The sequence below is a fragment of the Pantoea sp. S18 genome (assembly GCF_045689705.1).
Taxonomy (GTDB): domain Bacteria; phylum Pseudomonadota; class Gammaproteobacteria; order Enterobacterales; family Enterobacteriaceae; genus Pantoea; species Pantoea symbiotica.
Genome location: NZ_CP142688.1, coordinates 3908064 through 3925445, shown reverse-complemented (window position 1 = coordinate 3925445; position 17382 = coordinate 3908064). Strand labels below are relative to the sequence as shown.

Annotated in this window: 20 protein-coding genes; 17 read left to right on the top strand and 3 right to left on the bottom strand. The window is 54.5% G+C overall.

All coding sequences use genetic code 11. The features are described 5' to 3' along the window. The first annotated feature begins 45 nt into the window (after window positions 1-45). On the top strand, window positions 46-648 hold the full coding sequence (locus VIJ98_RS18300; protein WP_008101822.1) for a LysE family translocator: 603 nt from the start codon (window positions 46-48) through the stop codon (window positions 646-648). A gap of 1 nt (window position 649) precedes the next feature. Here the strand turns inward: VIJ98_RS18300 and VIJ98_RS18295 are convergent, their stop codons facing one another. Continuing rightward, window positions 650-1630 carry a LacI family DNA-binding transcriptional regulator gene (locus VIJ98_RS18295; protein ID WP_323275381.1) on the bottom strand — a complete coding sequence of 327 codons (981 nt, stop codon included), beginning with the start codon at window positions 1628-1630 and terminating at the stop codon, window positions 650-652. Window positions 1631-1863: 233 nt separating this feature from the next. On the opposite strand from VIJ98_RS18295, the gene tauA reads away from it, so the two are divergent. The 4 genes from tauA to tauD are packed head-to-tail and all read left to right on the top strand — an operon-like array spanning window position 1864 to window position 5283. Next, a complete protein-coding gene (gene tauA, locus VIJ98_RS18290) occupies window positions 1864-2844 on the top strand; it encodes a taurine ABC transporter substrate-binding protein (RefSeq protein WP_407330310.1) in 981 nt (326 codons plus the stop codon). A gap of 11 nt (window positions 2845-2855) precedes the next feature. Continuing rightward, on the top strand, window positions 2856-3623 hold the full coding sequence (gene tauB, locus VIJ98_RS18285) for a taurine ABC transporter ATP-binding subunit (RefSeq protein ID WP_154157203.1): 768 nt from the start codon (window positions 2856-2858) through the stop codon (window positions 3621-3623). Next, a complete protein-coding gene (gene tauC, locus VIJ98_RS18280; RefSeq protein ID WP_008101829.1) occupies window positions 3620-4447 on the top strand; it encodes a taurine ABC transporter permease TauC in 828 nt (275 codons plus the stop codon). Before tauB ends, tauC begins: the two co-directional genes overlap by 4 nt. Beyond that, the gene (tauD, locus tag VIJ98_RS18275) at window positions 4444-5283 is read left to right on the top strand and encodes a taurine dioxygenase (protein ID WP_154194083.1); all 840 of its coding nucleotides are present in this window, start codon (window positions 4444-4446) and stop codon (window positions 5281-5283) included. The genes tauC and tauD overlap by 4 nt, the downstream gene beginning before the upstream one ends. Window positions 5284-5368: 85 nt before the next feature. Here the strand turns inward: tauD and VIJ98_RS18270 are convergent, their stop codons facing one another. After that, window positions 5369-7273 carry an ABC transporter ATP-binding protein gene (locus VIJ98_RS18270; RefSeq protein ID WP_154194085.1) on the bottom strand — a complete coding sequence of 635 codons (1905 nt, stop codon included), beginning with the start codon at window positions 7271-7273 and terminating at the stop codon, window positions 5369-5371. A gap of 114 nt (window positions 7274-7387) precedes the next feature. Here VIJ98_RS18270 and kefG point away from each other — a divergent pair, with 114 nt between their 5' ends. The 4 genes from kefG (at window position 7388) to slyD (ending at window position 10727) form a co-directional block, all read left to right on the top strand. Continuing rightward, window positions 7388-7939: a glutathione-regulated potassium-efflux system ancillary protein KefG gene (gene kefG, locus VIJ98_RS18265; protein WP_154157201.1), complete on the top strand. Its 552-nt coding sequence runs from the start codon at window positions 7388-7390 to the stop codon at window positions 7937-7939. Continuing rightward, on the top strand, window positions 7939-9741 hold the full coding sequence (kefB, locus tag VIJ98_RS18260; RefSeq protein WP_008101837.1) for a glutathione-regulated potassium-efflux system protein KefB: 1803 nt from the start codon (window positions 7939-7941) through the stop codon (window positions 9739-9741). Before kefG ends, kefB begins: the two co-directional genes overlap by 1 nt. A 45-nt stretch (window positions 9742-9786) precedes the next feature. Beyond that, entirely contained in the window at window positions 9787-9981 is a 195-nt protein-coding gene (locus VIJ98_RS18255; protein WP_008101839.1) for a YheV family putative zinc ribbon protein, read from the top strand. Window positions 9982-10172: 191 nt separating this feature from the next. Then, the gene (gene slyD, locus VIJ98_RS18250; RefSeq protein ID WP_049851962.1) at window positions 10173-10727 is read left to right on the top strand and encodes a peptidylprolyl isomerase; all 555 of its coding nucleotides are present in this window, start codon (window positions 10173-10175) and stop codon (window positions 10725-10727) included. Window positions 10728-10770: 43 nt separating this feature from the next. On the opposite strand, the gene VIJ98_RS18245 is transcribed toward slyD, so the two are convergent. Beyond that, complete coding sequence (locus VIJ98_RS18245) at window positions 10771-10989, bottom strand: protein SlyX (RefSeq protein WP_008102200.1); 219 nt, start codon at window positions 10987-10989, stop codon at window positions 10771-10773. Window positions 10990-11269: 280 nt separating this feature from the next. Between VIJ98_RS18245 and fkpA the strand changes: the two genes are divergently transcribed. The 8 genes from fkpA (at window position 11270) to fusA (ending at window position 17315) form a co-directional block, all read left to right on the top strand. Continuing rightward, a complete protein-coding gene (gene fkpA, locus VIJ98_RS18240; protein ID WP_154194087.1) occupies window positions 11270-12100 on the top strand; it encodes an FKBP-type peptidyl-prolyl cis-trans isomerase in 831 nt (276 codons plus the stop codon). A gap of 174 nt (window positions 12101-12274) precedes the next feature. Then, the gene (locus VIJ98_RS18235; RefSeq protein WP_007886240.1) at window positions 12275-12997 is read left to right on the top strand and encodes a transcriptional regulator; all 723 of its coding nucleotides are present in this window, start codon (window positions 12275-12277) and stop codon (window positions 12995-12997) included. After that, on the top strand, window positions 12997-13383 hold the full coding sequence (gene tusD / locus VIJ98_RS18230; protein WP_323275375.1) for a sulfurtransferase complex subunit TusD: 387 nt from the start codon (window positions 12997-12999) through the stop codon (window positions 13381-13383). Before VIJ98_RS18235 ends, tusD begins: the two co-directional genes overlap by 1 nt. Continuing rightward, window positions 13383-13742, top strand: coding sequence for a sulfurtransferase complex subunit TusC (gene tusC, locus VIJ98_RS18225; protein ID WP_154157199.1), 360 nt, complete (start codon window positions 13383-13385; stop codon window positions 13740-13742). The genes tusD and tusC overlap by 1 nt, the downstream gene beginning before the upstream one ends. Before the next feature lie 9 nt (window positions 13743-13751). Next, window positions 13752-14039, top strand: a complete 288-nt coding sequence (gene tusB / locus VIJ98_RS18220; protein WP_154157198.1) for a sulfurtransferase complex subunit TusB — start codon at window positions 13752-13754, stop codon at window positions 14037-14039. A gap of 126 nt (window positions 14040-14165) precedes the next feature. After that, a complete protein-coding gene (gene rpsL / locus VIJ98_RS18215) occupies window positions 14166-14540 on the top strand; it encodes a 30S ribosomal protein S12 (protein WP_006120575.1) in 375 nt (124 codons plus the stop codon). Between the two features lie 96 nt (window positions 14541-14636). Further along, complete coding sequence (gene rpsG / locus VIJ98_RS18210; protein WP_007886246.1) at window positions 14637-15107, top strand: 30S ribosomal protein S7; 471 nt, start codon at window positions 14637-14639, stop codon at window positions 15105-15107. A gap of 93 nt (window positions 15108-15200) precedes the next feature. After that, window positions 15201-17315: an elongation factor G gene (fusA, locus tag VIJ98_RS18205; protein ID WP_008102189.1), complete on the top strand. Its 2115-nt coding sequence runs from the start codon at window positions 15201-15203 to the stop codon at window positions 17313-17315. Window positions 17316-17382: the final 67 nt, after the last annotated feature.

Genomic DNA, 17382 nt, shown 5'->3' with positions numbered 1-17382 from the left:
TCGATGGGTTGTTCGCTTTACTGGGTGAGGAGCACCCGAATATACATGGAACTGAGTCTTTTTTTATCAATGTTAGGTTTTCTTTGGGTCGCGGCCATCACGCCCGGGCCCAATAATATGTTACTTACCGCCTCGGGTGCTAATTTTGGCTTCCTGCGCACCATTCCGCTGCTCATTGGTATCATGATTGGTATGCAAGTCATGTTGCTGATGGTGGCATTTGGCATTGGCGGTCTCATCCTGCTTTATCCTTCGCTGCATCTGATCCTGAAGATTGCCGGTAGCCTTTATCTGCTGTGGCTGGCGTGGAAAATCGCCAGCGCCGAGTATGAAAAGCTGGAAACCGACGATGTGACGGTGAAGCAGATGCCATTCTGGCAAGGCGGCTTGCTGCAGCTGATCAACCCGAAAGCCTGGCTGATGGCGCTCGGTGCGGTGGCCAGCTTCAGCCTGGCGGGGAGCGAATATCTGCATTCGGTGCTGGCGATCAGCCTCGGCATGTTCATGGTAAATGTGGTTTCCGGGGTGATCTGGATGGGCTTTGGCTCGCTGATTGGACGTCTGCTGCGCAGCCCACGCGCGTGGAAAATGTTCAATCTGGCGATGGGCTTGCTCACCGCTGCGTGCGTATTGCTGATTTGGCGCTGAGTTAACTGGAAGCGCGTTCAACGCGCTTCCACGGCAACACTTCATGGACCACCGACGAGTTGGGCTGGCGGATACGTTGCAGCAGCAGCTGTACGCTACGCACGCCCATGCGATTCATCGGCTGCTCAATCGTCGTCAGCGGTGGATTCAGGCTGCTGGTAAAGTTGATGCCATCAAATCCCACCACCGCTAAATCTTCCGGCACGCGTAAACCCGCTTCCAGCGCTGCGTGTATTACGCCAACCGCCAGAACATCCGACACCGCAAATACCGCATCAGGCCGTTCCGGCTGTGTCAGCAGTTCGCGCAAGGCCGCACTGCCCGATTCGCAGGTGACATTCTCGGCGTAAGCCACGCCGCACCAGCTGAGTTCCAGCTGTTCCAGCGCCGCACGATACCCCTCTTCGCGCTTGTGCGAATAGAGGTAGCGCATATCACAGTTGACCAGCGCAATACGGCGTCGGCCTTTACTCGCCAGATAACGCACGGTTTCGAAAGCTGCTTCTTTATTATCAATCGCTACGCTTGAGGCGGTGATCGCCGGATCGTATTCGGCGCACTGCACCCAAGGCGCATCGCCAATCAATTCCTTTAGCTCCTGCAAACTGCTGGCGGCATCCATGGTGATCACGCCATCAACCACTTTGCCGGTCAGCAGGGCGATGTAGGCCGCTTCGCGCCGAAGCTGCGATCCCGAGTTACACAGCAGAATGTGGTAACCCTGCGCTTCCGCTTCGGCTTCAATGCCCTGAACCACGCGCGAGCAGAACGGATTGGTGATGTCAGGGATCAGCACTAACAACATATGACTTTGTGAAGTACGCAGCTGGCGCGCCAGTAAGTTGGGCTGATAGTCGCAGATGTCGATGGCCGCCAGCACTTTGGCGCGCGTGTCCGGGCGCACGCCGGGATTCTGGTTCAAAACCCGTGAAACGGTGGCTTTGGACACGCCAGCCAGGTGTGCGACTTTCTCAATCGACATGGATTCAGGACCGCTCGTTAAGAGTGAAAAATGAGATGTCTATCAATATCACAGCTGCTATGTGAGCGCGTGACATATTTACCGATTTCCCTTTTCTTTCCATTTGCACTTTCTGCATAGCCTTGCCCGATGTTGATCTAAGAACGGATCGTCATTAGGGATAATTTTTAATTCCTTTATGAAATTACTCTTGCTGGAGAAACTGCGCAGACAAAAACACATTGGGGTGAATGATGATGGCGATGAAAAAAACAATAACGGCAGTCGCAGCGGCTCTGGCCCTGATGGCGTTCCAGGCGCAAGCGGTCAACGTTACCGTGGCGTATCAGACCTCTGCGGAACCGGCCAAAGTGGCGCAGGCGGATAACACCTTCGCCAAAGAGAGCGGTGCTACCGTGGACTGGCGCAAATTTGATAGCGGAGCCAGCGTGTTGCGTGCTCTGGCATCGGGCGACGTCCAGATTGGTAATATCGGTTCCAGCCCGCTGGCGGTCGCCGCTACGCAAAAGCTGCCAATTGAAGCTTTCCTGCTGGCCTCACAGCTCGGTAACTCCGAAGCGCTGGTGGTGAAGAAAACCATCAAAGATCCCAAAGACCTGATTGGCAAGCGCATTGCCGTGCCGTTCATCTCGACCACGCACTACAGCTTCCTTGCCGCGCTCAAACATTGGGGCGTCAAGCCTTCGCAAGTGACCTTAGTCAACCTGCAGCCACCGGCGATTATTGCGGCCTGGAAACGCGGTGACATTGACGGTGCTTACGTCTGGTCTCCGGCGGTCAACGAACTGGAGAAAGATGGCAAGGTGCTGACGGATTCTTCGCAGGTTGGCAAGTGGGGCGCGCCAACGCTTGATGTGTGGGTGGTGCGTAAAGACTTCGCGCAGCAGCATCCAGAAATCGTCACCGCCTTTGCCCGCAGCGCGGTTGAAGCGCAGCAAGCTTACATTGCTAATCCGGATCAATGGCTGAAGCAGTCAGACAATCTGAGCAAGCTGGCGCGCCTGAGCGGTGTACCCGAAGCGGATGTGCCGGTGCTGGTGAAAGGCAACACCTATCTCACCGCGCAGCAGCAGGTAGAGCAGCTCGGCAAGCCGGTGAACAAGGCGATTGTCGATACCGCCGGCTTCCTCAAAGAGCAGGGCAAAGTGCCAGAAGCGGATAGCGATTACAGCAGCTTCGTTACCACGCGCTTCGTTGCACCCTTAGCGAAATAACCGGAGGTCGTATGCTTAACATCACCAATCTCAATGCGCGTTACGCCGGACAACCCGCGCTGCAGGACATCAACCTGCAGCTGGGCAGCCGAGACCTGTTGGTGGTGTTAGGCCCTTCCGGCTGTGGCAAAACCACGCTGCTGAACCTCATCGCCGGCTTTCTGCCGCTGGAATCCGGCAGCATTACGCTGGATGGCAAAAAGGTGGAAGGGCCGGGCGCGGAACGCGGCGTGGTATTTCAGAATGAAGGCTTGCTGCCGTGGCGCAACGTGATTGATAACGTTTCGTTCGGCTTGCAACTGGCGGGGATGGCGAAGGCGGAGCGCCATACAATTGCACGCCGTTTGATCCGCAAAGTAGGACTGGAAGGTGCAGAAAAGCGTTTTATCTGGCAGCTCTCTGGGGGTCAACGTCAGCGCGTGGGCATTGCGCGTGCGCTGGCGGCTGATCCTCAGTTGCTGCTGTTAGATGAGCCGTTCGGTGCGCTGGACGCCTTTACCCGCGAACAGATGCAAACCCTGCTGCTAACGCTGTGGCGTGATACCGGCAAACAGATTCTGCTGATCACTCACGACATCGAAGAAGCGGTGTTCCTCGCCAGCGAACTGGTGCTGCTGTCGCCGGGACCGGGCCGCATAGTGGAACGTTTGAAACTCGACTTCGGCCAGCGCTTCGCCGCCGGGGAACCGTGCCGCAGCATCAAATCCGATCCGGCGTTTATCGAACGTCGCGAATATGTACTGAATCAGGTGTTTTCCCAGCGTGAGGCGTTTATATGAGTGCGGTGATTGATGAGAAAACCCAAGCGCGTCGTCGCGGACTGCGCTGGCCGTTCTCGCGCCAGTTCTCACTCAGCCTGCTCAGCGTTGGCCTGTTGCTGCTGTTGTGGTGGGCGATAACCGCGCTCGGCTTAGTGGCGCCGCTGTTTTTACCGCCGCCGCAAGTGGTGCTGCAGAAGCTGATCTTGATTGCCAGCCCGCAAGGCTTTATGGACGCCACGCTTTGGCAGCACTTGGGCGCTAGCCTGGCACGTATGCTGGTGGCGCTGTTCTTTGCCGCGCTGATTGGCATTCCGGTCGGGATTGCCATGGGCCTGAGCCCGGCGATTCGCGGCTTGCTTGATCCGCTGATCGAACTCTATCGCCCGGTGCCGCCGCTGGCCTATTTGCCGCTGATGGTGATTTGGTTTGGCATTGGCGAAACCTCGAAGATTTTACTGATTTATCTGGCGATTTTCGCGCCGGTGACCTTATCGACGCTGGCGGGCGTGAAGAATGCCCAGCAGGTACGCATTCGCGCGGCACAGGCGCTGGGCGCATCGCGCTGGCAGCTGCTGCGCTTCGTGATTCTGCCCGGCGCGCTGCCGGAAATCCTCACCGGCTTGCGCATTGGTCTCGGCGTAGGTTGGTCAACGCTGGTGGCGGCGGAACTGATTGCCGCTACGCGTGGACTCGGCTTTATGGTGCAGTCGGCGGGTGAGTTCCTCGCCACCGACGTGGTACTGGCCGGTATCGCCGTGATTGCCCTGATTGCTTTTGGCTTAGAACTGGGTCTGCGCGCCTTGCAGCGCCGACTTACGCCCTGGAATGGAGAACAGCAATGAACGAACGACTTTCTTTTACCGCTTTGGGCCCGAATATCGGGGCGCAGGTTAGCGATGTCGATCTCAGCCGTCCGCTGAGCGATGCCCAGTTTGAACAGCTTTATCATGGCCTGCTGCGCCATCAGGTGCTGTTCCTGCGCAATCAGGTGATTACTCCGGAACAGCAGCGCGCGCTGGCGATTCGCTTTGGCGATCTGCATATCCATCCGGTCTATCCGCATGCGGAAGGCGTGGAGGAGATCATCGTGCTGGATACCCATCAGGATAATCCGCCGGATAATGACAACTGGCACACCGATGTCACCTTTATTCAAACGCCACCGGCGATTGCGATTCTGGCGTCCAAGCTGCTGCCGGAGAGTGGCGGCGATACCTTGTGGTCAACTGGCATTGCGGCCTATGAAGCGCTGTCTGAGCCCTTTAAGACGCTGTTGAATGGGCTGCAGGCGGAACACGACTTTAAGAAGTCGTTCCAGGAGTATAAATATCGTAAAACCGAGGAAGAGCATCAGCGCTGGCAACAAGCGGTTGCCAAGAATCCGCCGGTGCAGCATCCGGTGATTCGTACGCATCCGGTGAGCGGACGCAAGGCGCTGTTTGTGAATGAAGGTTTTACTACGCGTTTGCTGGGCTTAAGCGAAAAAGAGAGCGATGCGCTGCTTAACTTCCTGTTCTGGCATAGCGCTAAACCGGAGTTCCAGGTGCGCTGGCGCTGGCAGGAGAATGATGTGGCGATTTGGGATAACCGCGTGACGCAGCATTATGCCAATGCGGATTATTATCCGGAGCGACGGGTGATGCATCGTGCGACGGTGTTGGGGGATAAGCCGTTTTGATGAGTCCAGGTCGGCATGAATGCCGACCCTACAACTGCCTGCGGGCGCGTAGGGTCAGCATTTATGCTGACCGGAAAGACTGCACTTAACTCGCCAGCATCTGCTCCAGCTGTTCCTGCGCATCCAGCCACGCCATTTCGACCTCTTCCAGCGCGGCCTTACTCTCGGCCTGACGCTGCAGCGCCACGTTCAAGTCGGCTTTGCGGCTCTGATCGTAAATCGCGCTGTCGGCTAACTGCGCTTCGGCATCGCTGAGCTGGCTCTGCCACTTCGCCATCTGCTTCTCAAGCTTTTCGATCTCTTTGCGCAGCGGCTGCGTTTGTGCACGCAGTTCGGCGTCGCGGCGTTTCTGGTCTTTACGGGATTGCGCGCTGTTGCCATTATCCTGCTTCGGCGCGGCATCCTGTTGCGCTTGCTGCTTCTGCAGATCGCTCAGCCACTGCTGATAATCTTCCAGATCGCCCTCAAACACATCGACCTTGCCGTCGTGCACCAGATAGAGATCGTCGGTGGTGGCGCGCAGCAGATGACGATCGTGCGAGACCACCACCAACGCGCCTTCGAAATCAATCAGCGCTTCGGTCAGCGCCTGACGCATATCGAGATCGAGGTGGTTAGTCGGTTCATCAAGCAGCAGCAGGTTCGGGCGCTGCCAGACAATTAATGCCAGCACCAGACGCGCTTTTTCGCCGCCGGAGAAACGTTCGGTGATTTCGCTGACTTTATCGCCCTGGAAGCCGAAGCCGCCAAGATAGTCACGCAGCTGCTGCTCAAGCACTTTCGGCGCGATGCGTGATAAATGCTGCAACGGTGATTCATCAGCGCGCAGATATTCCAGCTGATGCTGGGCGAAGTAACCGAGCTTGATGCCTTTCGCCAGGCCAACTTTGCCATCCAGCGCCTCGAGCTCACCGGCGAGCAGTTTAATTAGCGTCGATTTACCCGCGCCGTTACGGCCCAGCAAGCCAATACGCGAACCCGGCACAAGGTTGAGTTTGATGGCGTCGAGAATGATGCGTTCGCCATAACCGGCGGTGACGCGCTCCATCTTCAATAACGGATTCGGCAAGCTTTCTGGCGCGCGGAAACTGAAGCTGAACGGGTTATCGACGTGCGCCGGCGCAATCAGCTCCATGCGCTCCAGCATTTTAATGCGGCTCTGCGCCTGTTTCGCTTTGGTGGCCTGCGCGCGGAAGCGATCGATATACTTCTGCAGGTGCGCCACTTTTTCCTGCTGGCTCTGGAACAGCGCCTGCTGCTGCGCCAGCTTGGCGACGCGTTGACGTTCGAACGAGCTGTAGTTGCCGGTGTATTCAAACATCGTTTGCTGTTCGATGTGGATGATCTTATCGACCACCGGATCGAGGAAGTCGCGGTCGTGCGAAATCAGCACCAGCGTGCCTTCGTAGCTTTTCAGCCAGCGTTCAAGCCAGATCACTGCATCAAGATCGAGGTGGTTGGTCGGTTCATCGAGCAGCAGCAGATCGGAACGGCACACCAGCGCCTGCGCAAGGTTGAGGCGCATGCGCCAGCCACCGGAGAAGTCACTCACCGGCCGCATTAATTGTTCCTGGCTAAAGCCCAAACCGTGCAACAAACTTGAGGCGCGAGCAGGTATGCTCCACGCCTGAATCGCGTCCAGCTTGCCGTGCACCAAGGCGATGGCGTTGCCATCGTTGCGCGCATTGGCGTCGGCCAATTCGGATTCAAGCTGACGATATTCACGGTCGCCGTCGATAACATACTCCAGCGCGGGTTTGCTCAGCGCCGGGGTTTCCTGATTTACCCACGCCAGCGCCCAGTTGCTCGGGAAGGTGGCGTTACCTGCATCGCTGCTGATTTCGCCCTTCAGCAATGACAGCAGCGTCGATTTGCCGCAGCCGTTTTTACCCACTAAGCCCACTTTCTGGCCTGGGTTAATGGTGGCTGTTGCGTTATCCAGCAGCACGTTGGTGCCGCGGCGAATTTGTAGTGCTGAAAAGACAATCATAAGCGCCGTATCGTCAGAATATGTTAATTTACCGGCAACATAATTCGAGAAAATTTGTTGCGTCGAGCATGGTAGCGGAATTCCTGTGCCGTGACGACGCTTTGGAGGGGAACGATGTCGCAGCCACCCAAAATATTGCTGCTTTACGCCCATCCGGAATCACAGGATTCGATTGCTAATCGGGTTTTGCTGCAGTCGGCTATGGAACTGGACCACGTCACGGTGCACGATTTATACGCCCACTATCCGGATTTCTTTATTGATATTCACCATGAGCAACAATTGCTGCGCGAACATCAAATCGTTGTATTCCAACATCCACTTTATACCTACAGCTGCCCGGCGCTCCTGAAGGAGTGGCTGGATCGTGTGCTGTCGCGCGGCTTTGCCAGTGGTCCGGATGGCAATGCGCTGGAAGGAAAATACTGGCGCAGCGTGGTGACCACCGGCGAACCGGAAGCGGCGTATCACCATAGCGGCCTGAATCGCTATCCGATGAGTGACATCATGCGTCCGTTTGAGCTGACGGCGCAGATGTGTCGCATGCACTGGATGACGCCGATGGTGATTCACTGGGCGCGTCGGCAGACGCCGGAAGTGATGCGTAATTTTGCGCGAGCATACGGCGACTGGCTGGCTTCACCGCTGCCGCAAGGAGGTATGTGATGGAAGGCGAAACGTTACTGACGGCGGGCGTCATTTATCTGGTTGCGGCGGTGCTGATTGTGCCGATTGCGGCGCGTCTCGGCATTGGCGCGGTGCTGGGCTATTTGCTGGCCGGTATTGCGATTGGTCCGTGGGGATTGGGTTTCATCAGCGACGTTGAGGAGATTCTGCACTTCTCAGAACTCGGCGTGGTGTTCCTGATGTTTATCATCGGGCTGGAACTGAACCCGTCTAAACTCTGGGCGCTGCGCCGTTCAATCTTTGGCGTGGGTGCCGCTCAGGTACTGATCTCCGCCGCTATTCTCGGTGGATTGCTGTGGCTGACCGACTTTAGCTGGCAGGCGGCGGTGATTGGCGGCATTGGCCTGGCGATGTCCTCCACAGCGATGGCGCTGCAGCTGATGCGCGATAAAGGCATGAACCGCAGTGAATCGGGACAGCTTGGTTTCTCGGTGCTGCTGTTCCAGGATTTGGCGGTGATTCCCGCGTTGGCATTGGTGCCGCTGCTGGCGGGCGGCGATAGCGGCCACGTTGACTGGTTGAAAGTCGGGATGAAAGTGCTGGCGTTCGGCGGGATGCTGATTGGTGGCCGTTATCTGCTGCGCCCGATTCTGCGCTTTATTGCCGCATCCGGTGTACGCGAAGTGTTTACTGCCGCGTCGCTGCTGCTGGTGCTGGGTTCGGCGCTGTTTATGGACGCGCTCGGCCTGTCGATGGCGCTCGGTACTTTTATCGCCGGTATTCTGTTGGCGGAAAGTGAATATCGTCACGAGTTGGAAGTGGCCATCGAACCGTTCAAAGGCTTGCTGTTGGGCTTGTTCTTTATTTCGGTTGGTATGGCGCTGAATCTCGGCGTGCTTTATACCCACATCACTGAAATCTTGCTGGGCGTGCTGATTCTGGTGACGGTGAAAACGCTGGTGTTGTATGTGCTGGGACGCATTTATGGCCTGCGCAGTTCAGAGCGCCAGCAGTTTGCCGGTGTGTTAAGTCAGGGCGGCGAGTTTGCCTTTGTGCTGTTCTCGGCGGCGTCATCGGCCAAAATGTTCAGCGGCGACCAAATGCCGCTGCTGCTGGTGACGGTGACGTTGTCGATGATGACCACGCCGCTGCTGATGAACGGCATCGACCGTTTACTGGCGCATCGCTTTAATGAACCCGATGAAAACGCCGAGAAGCACTTTGTCGAGGACGATCAGCCGCAGGTCATTGTGGTGGGATTTGGTCGTTTTGGTCAGGTGGTTGGCCGTTTGCTGATGGCCAACAACAAGCGTATTACGGTGCTGGAGCGCGACATCTCTGCAGTGAGCCTGATGCGTAAATATGGCTATAAGGTTTATTATGGCGACGCCACCGAGCTGGAGCTGCTGCGTGCAGCGGGCGCCGAGAATGCGCAATCCATCGTCATTACCTGTAACGATCCGGAAGATTCGATGACCATCGTGCAGCTGTGTCAGCAGCATTTCCCGCAGTTGGAAATCCTGGCGCGCGCGCGTGGCCGTGTTGAGGCGCATGAACTGTTGCAGGCTGGCGTCACGCTGTTCTCACGTGAGACGTTCTCCAGTGCGCTGGAGCTGGGCCGTAAAACGCTGATCTCGCTGGGCATGCATCCGCATCAGGCGCAGCGCGCACAGCAGCATTTCCGTCGTCTGGATATGCGCATGCTGCGTGAACTGGTGCCAAGCCATGATGACAGCGCGCAGGTTTCACGTGTGCGTGAGGCGCGGCGCGAGCTGGAGGATATCTTCCAGCGCGAAATGCAGCACGAAAAACGCCAGTTCGACGGCTGGGATGACGAGTAGATCTATACTTACTTAATCCGTTCATTAACGACGGCAGGAAACAGTATGCGTAAACGCTTTATAGCCGGTGCGGTTTGTCCAAAGTGCCAGGCAAAAGATACCTTGGCGTTGTGGCGTGAAAACAACGTTGAAGTAGTTGAATGTGTTCAGTGCGGCCATCAGATGCGTGAAGCTGACAAGCAGGTGCGCGATCAGGTTCGCACTAATGAGCAAGTAATCGGAGTTTTTCATCCTGAGTAGCGCAATGGCGCAGCTTTTTTTAAGCTTGAACTTACAGCGGGATTGAATTCCGCTACAATCGGCGCCATTAACGCTGAGCAGTATGCCGCAACACTATTGGCATCCTCAGTCTTGAACCTTTCTGGTTGGTTTATTGCACGCAAAATTGACCAATGGAACGGGATCTTAGTTCTCAACGGTTAGGAGATATCATGAAAGTAGCAAAAGACCTGGTGGTGAGCCTGGCGTATCAGGTTCGTACCGAAGACGGTGTGTTGGTTGACGAGTCACCGGTGAGTGCACCGTTGGACTATCTGCACGGTCATGGTTCCCTGATTTCTGGTCTGGAAAAAGCGCTGGAAAATCATGATGTAGGCGATAAGTTTGACGTGCATATCCCGGCGAATGACGCTTACGGTCAATACGATGACAACCTCGTACAGCGCGTACCAAAAGACGTGTTTATGGGCGTTGATGAACTGCAGGTTGGCATGCGCTTCCTGGCAGAGACCGATCAAGGTCCAGTACCGGTTGAAATCACCGAAGTTGAAGATGAGCATGTAGTGGTTGATGGTAACCACATGCTGGCGGGTCAGAACCTGAACTTCAACGTGGAAGTTGTGGCGATTCGCGCAGCGACCGAAGAAGAGCTGGCGCACGGTCACGTGCATGGCGCGGATGGTCATCATCACGATCATGATCACGACCATGGTCACGATCACGGCCAGGGCGGTTGTGGCACTGGCGGTTGCGGCTGCAGCCACTAATCAATGTGATGCTGGCGAGGCCACCTTCGGGTGGCCTTTTCTTTTAGTAATGTGGCGGCGGCGTTTCTTCTGACTGTGATGCGATCATCGACGGCGCGCTATCTTTCACTTTATCGATTAACAGACGCACCTGCTCACGCAGTCTGATCATCTCCAGCTCATGCTGAACCACCGTTTGATTGAGCTGATCGATGGTGTATTCCTGAAAAGCCAGCTTGCTCTCCAGCGCCTCAAGGCGTTGTTCCCATTCTGTTGGTTGCATGATCTTTCCTCATCTTGCGGTGCTGCGCGTTAGTCTGTTTCGGGCGTGATTCTACGGCGTTTCACTTCAGAATCACCTGATATTTTACCTTTCCGCGTCATGCTGCATTGAAACGGCGCATAACGCCTATATCTCTGATGAAACTTCCTGAAGCAAAAAAGGTCGGAGGTTGAACGGGTAATTACATTGTGGGAGTGTTCGCCGCTGCCACGTAAAGTTATAGTGTGGGCCTCAGTCCGCAATGATTCCCGAGGTTAGAGGCTTCGGTTTTGGAGAAAGGATGAATTCACTGTTTAAAGTCACATTGTTAGCTACCACCATGGCCTTCGCGCTGAATGCACCGCTGGCAATGGCAGCAGAAACCGCCGCTGCTCCAGCAGACGCCGCTCAGGCCGCGCCGCAAGCACCGAAAAATGCTGCCTTCAAAAACGAAGATCAGCAATCAGCCTATGCACTTGGCGCGTCCCTTGGTCGCTACATGGACAACTCTCTGAAGGAACAAGAGAAGCTGGGCATCAAACTGGATAAAGATCAGTTGATCGCGGGTGTTCAGGACGCCTTTGGCGGCAAGAGCAAACTCTCTGATCAAGAGATCGAGCAAACCCTGCAGGCCTTTGAAGGCCGCGTGAAAGGTGCAGCTCAGGCGAAGATGGAAAAAGACGCGAAAGAGAACTCCGATAAGGGCTCTGCTTACGCTGACAAGTTCGCCAAAGAAAAAGGCGTGAAGAAAACTGAATCTGGCCTGCTGTATCAGGTAGAGAAAGAGGGTACCGGTGAGGTGCCTAAAGACAGCGACACTGTGGTTGTGAACTACAAAGGTACGCTGATCGACGGTACTGAGTTCGATAACTCGTATACTCGTGGCGAGCCGCTGTCGTTCCGTCTGGACGGTGTGATTCCTGGCTGGACTGAAGGTCTGAAACACGTGAAGAAAGGCGGCAAGATCAAGCTGGTGATCCCACCGAACCTGGCTTACGGCAAAAATGGCGTTCCGGGTATTCCGGCTAACTCCACGCTGGTGTTCGATGTTGAATTGCTCGACATCAAACCCGCGCCGAAAGCGGATGAAAAAGCGCAAGCTCCAGTCGCTGGCGATCAGAAAGCGCAGTAATCTGACCTTTCTGCATCACGCCGCCTACGGGCGGCGTTTTTATTTCGGAGATAGAGGTAAAGGTCTGGCTAAAGACCATGACATTTGCCAGACTAACGCCTGCTTAACTATCACCATATGAGTCTGCCCCAATGCTGTCGAGACAGGCTCCAGCCATTTAGGGTAATGTCTTCGATGTCTAATCCATTCAATCCCGGTGAACTGACTGACTTCGATTTACTGGAGCAACGTCCGTTCGAGCAAGCAGACTACGATATCCTCAAATCATACGAAGCCGTTGTCGATGGCCTGGCGATGCTGATTGGCTCGCACTGCGAAATCGTGTTGCACTCGCTGGAAGATTTGAAGTGTTCTGCGGTGCGTATCGCCAACGGTGAACATACCGGGCGTAAAGTGGGTTCGCCGATTACCGATTTGGCCCTGCGTATGCTGCACGATATGCACGGTGCAGATAGCAATGTCTCCAGAGCCTACTTCACGCGCGCGAAAAGCGGCGTGCTGATGAAATCGGTCACTATCGCGATTCGTAATCGTCAGCAGCGTGTCATTGGCTTGCTGTGCATCAACATGAATCTCGACGTGCCGTTCTCGCAAATTATGTCGACCTTTATGCCGCCGGAAATGCAGCAGGTGGATTCCAACGTCAACTTTGCCAGTTCGGTAGAAGACCTGGTGATGCAGACGCTGGAATTCGCGATTGAAGAAGTGAGTGCTGACCGTAACGTTTCCAATAATGCTAAGAATCGCCAGATCGTGCTCAATATGTATGAAAAGGGCATCTTCGACATTAAAGACGCGATTAACCAGGTGGCTGACCGCCTCAATATCTCCAAGCACACGGTTTACCTCTATATCCGCCAGTTCAAAAGCGGTGATTTTCAGGGGCAGGATCGCTGATGCGCTATACCTTGCTGGTCACCGGACCGGCATACGGCACGCAACATGCCAGCAGCGCACTGCTGTTTGCGCGTGCGCTAGTCAAGGCCGGACATCAGCTGGAGAGCGTGTTCTTCTATCGTGAAGGCGTGTTGAACGCTAACCAACTGAGCGCGCCGGCCAGCGATGAAGTGGATATGGTGCGTGAATGGCGGCAGCTACGCGCTGAAAGTGGCGCCGCGTTGAATATCTGCGTGGCGGCTGCATTACGACGTGGCGTAACCGACGCGCAGGAAGCCGCGCGCTTACAACTGGCGGGCAGCAATTTGCAGCCAGGTTTTGAACTCAGCGGTTTGGGCGCGCTGGCAGAAGCCGCGCTCGGCTGCGATCGTTTGGTGCAATTCTAATGAACCGCGTGGCGTTTCTGTTTACTCAGGCACCGCACGGAAGTAGTGCGGGCAGGGAAGGGCTCGATGCGGTACTTGCGACGGGTGCGCTAAGCGAAGATATCGGTTTGTTCTTTATCGGGGATGGCGTGCTACAGCTCAATCGCGACCAGCAACCCGAGCAGATTCTGGCGCGCAACTACATCGCGACCTTTGGCGTGCTGGCGCTGTACGATATCGACCAGTGTTTTGTCTGCGCCGATTCGCTGCTGGCGCGCGGACAAAGTTTGACGGCTGAACGTGTGTTGTCTGCAGAGGTGCTGGATGTTGCATCGTTACGTGAGAAGCTGGCTACCTATCACCGTGTTATTCGATTCTGAGAACTGATTATGCTTTACACGTTGCTGCAATCTCCCTGGCAATGCGATCTCGATAGCCTGCTGCTTTTATTGCAGGAAGGCGACGATCTGCTTTTATTGCAAGATGGCGTAACCGCCGCTTTGGCTGGCAGCCAGATGTTAACCAGGCTCAGCGCATCGCCGGCTACGCTGTGGGTATTAGAAGAAGATGTGGCGGCGCGCGGCCTGATTGAGCAAATTTCGACCAAAGTAGCACGTTTGGACTATACTGGTTTCGTTGCGTTGACAGCGAAGCACCAACAACAAGTGGCCTGGTAAGAGCGAAAACCTGGTTATTTCTTGACACCCTTTTGACACAGCCCTAAAATTCTGCCTCCTCGTAGTAATACGAGGCGATTTATTACGTGTTTACGAAGCAAAAAGCTAAATCCCAGGAGCTATTTAATGGCAACAGTTAACCAGCTGGTTCGCAAACCACGCGTACGCAAAGTTGCAAAGAGCAACGTGCCTGCGCTGGAAGCTTGCCCGCAGAAACGTGGTGTATGTACTCGTGTGTACACCACTACCCCTAAAAAACCAAACTCAGCACTGCGCAAAGTTTGCCGTGTGCGTTTGACTAACGGTTTTGAAGTTACCTCCTACATCGGCGGTGAAGGTCATAACCTGCAGGAGCACTCAGTGATCCTGATCCGTGGCGGTCGTGTTAAAGACTTGCCAGGTGTGCGTTACCACACCGTTCGTGGCGCGCTGGACTGCTCAGGTGTTAAAGACCGTAAGCAGTCACGCTCCAAGTACGGCGTGAAGAAGCCAAAGGCTTAATGGTTCTCCGTTAAGTAAGGCCAAACGTTTTAACTTAAATGTCAAACTAAACTCGTAGAGTTTTGGACAATCCTGAATTAACAACGGAGTATTTCCATGCCACGTCGTCGCGTCATTGGTCAGCGTAAAATTCTGCCGGATCCTAAGTTCGGATCAGAGCTGCTGGCTAAATTTGTAAATATCCTGATGGTAGATGGTAAAAAATCTACTGCTGAATCTATCGTCTATACCGCGCTTGATACCCTGGCTCAACGCGCTGGTAAAGATGGCCTGGAAGCGTTCGAGGTTGCTCTCGAAAACGTACGTCCGACTGTCGAAGTTAAGTCACGTCGCGTTGGTGGTTCTACCTACCAGGTTCCAGTTGAAGTCCGTCCGGTTCGTCGTAATGCCCTGGCAATGCGTTGGATCGTAGAAGCTGCTCGTAAACGCGGTGATAAATCTATGGCTCTCCGCCTGGCGAACGAACTTTCTGATGCTGCAGAGAACAAAGGTACTGCAGTTAAGAAACGTGAAGACGTTCACCGCATGGCTGAAGCCAACAAGGCGTTCGCACACTACCGCTGGTAACAGCAACGTAGTTGTTATAAACCCAGCGGGCGTCCCAGTGACTCACCTGCTGGGCTTTTTTAACTTAGAACGTCTAAGAATCAGAGGAATCAAATGGCTCGTAAAACACCCATTGAGCGCTACCGTAACATTGGTATCAGTGCGCACATCGACGCCGGTAAGACTACAACTACCGAACGTGTTCTGTTCTACACCGGTGTAAACCACAAAATCGGTGAAGTTCATGACGGCGCAGCAACCATGGACTGGATGGAGCAGGAGCAGGAACGTGGTATTACCATCACGTCCGCTGCGACTACCTGTTTCTGGTCTGGTATGGCTAAGCAGTTTGAACCACACCACGTAAACATCATCGACACCCCGGGACACGTTGACTTCACCATCGAAGTTGAGCGTTCTATGCGTGTGCTTGATGGCGCAGTAATGGTTTACTGTGCAGTTGGTGGTGTTCAGCCACAGTCTGAAACCGTATGGCGTCAGGCTAACAAATATAAAGTTCCACGCATCGCGTTCGTTAACAAAATGGACCGTATGGGTGCTAACTTCCTGAAAGTTGTTGACCAGATGAAAGTGCGCTTGGGTGCAAACCCAGTTCCACTTCAGCTGGCTATCGGCGCAGAAGAAGGTTTCACCGGTGTTGTTGACCTGGTGAAAATGAAAGCGATCAACTGGAACGATGCCGATCAGGGCGTTACCTTCGTTTACGAAGATATCCCAGCTGATATGCAGGAACTGGCTGAAGAGTGGCGTGCAAATCTGGTTGAAGCCGCTGCTGAAGGTTCTGATGAGCTGATGGAGAAATTCTTCGGCGGTGAAGAACTGACAGAAGAAGAGATCAAAACTTCTCTGCGTAAGCGCGTTCTGAAAAACGAAATCATCCTGGTTACCTGTGGTTCTGCATTTAAGAACAAAGGTGTTCAGGCGATGCTGGATGCGGTAGTTGAATACCTGCCAGCACCGACTGACGTTACCGCGATTAACGGTATGCTGGACGACGGTAAAGACACGCCGGCTGAGCGTCATTCCGATGACAAAGAGCCGTTTGCTGCACTGGCGTTCAAAATCGCTACCGACCCGTTTGTTGGTAACCTGACCTTCTTCCGCGTTTACTCTGGTGTTGTTAACACCGGTGACACCGTGTACAACCCGGTTAAGTCAAACCGTGAGCGTCTGGGCCGTATCGTTCAGATGCATGCGAACAAGCGTGAAGAGATCAAGGAAGTTCGTGCAGGCGATATCGCCGCTGCGATCGGTCTGAAAGACGTAACTACTGGTGACACCCTGTGTGACCCAGACAACGTCATCATTCTTGAGCGTATGGAATTCCCTGAGCCGGTAATCTCTATCGCCGTTGAGCCGAAAACTAAAGCTGACCAGGAAAAAATGGGTCTGGCTCTGGGTCGTCTGGCGAAGGAAGATCCATCATTCCGCGTATGGACTGATGAAGAAACCAACCAGACCATCATCGCTGGTATGGGTGAGCTGCACCTCGACATCATCGTTGACCGCATGAAGCGTGAATTCAACGTTGAAGCGAACGTCGGTAAACCTCAGGTTGCTTACCGTGAAGCGATTCGCGCGAAAGTTACCGATATCGAAGGTAAACACGCCAAGCAGTCTGGTGGTCGTGGTCAGTACGGTCATGTTGTTATCGACATGTACCCACTGGAACCAGGTGTGAACCCGAAAGGTTACGAATTTGTCAATGATATCAAGGGCGGTGTGATTCCAACTGAATACATCCCTGCGGTTGATAAAGGTCTCCAGGAGCAGCTGAAATCAGGTCCACTGGCTGGTTATCCGGTAGTTGATCTGGGTGTTCGTCTGCACTTCGGTTCATACCATGATGTCGACTCCTCTGAGCTGGCGTTTAAACTGGCTGCATCTTTGGCCTTTAAAGATGGCTTTAAGAAAGCACAACCAGTGCTGCTTGAGCCAATCATGAAGGTTGAAGTAGAGACTCCGGAAGAGAACACCGGTGACGTTATCGGTGACCTTAGCCGTCGTCGTGGTATGCTCAAAGGACAGGAATCTAACGCTACTGGCGTTCAGATCCATGCTGAAGTTCCGCTGTCTGAAATGTTCGGATATGCAACCCAGCTGCGTTCTCTGACCAAAGGCCGTGCTTCTTACTCCATGGAGTTCCTGAAGTACGATGATGCGCCGAACAACGTCGCTCAGGCCGTTATTGAAGCTCGTAGCAAATAAGCTACGGTTTAAAAATTGTGAACTGATGCCTTCATGACTCATGAAGGCACAACGTAAGGAATTATCG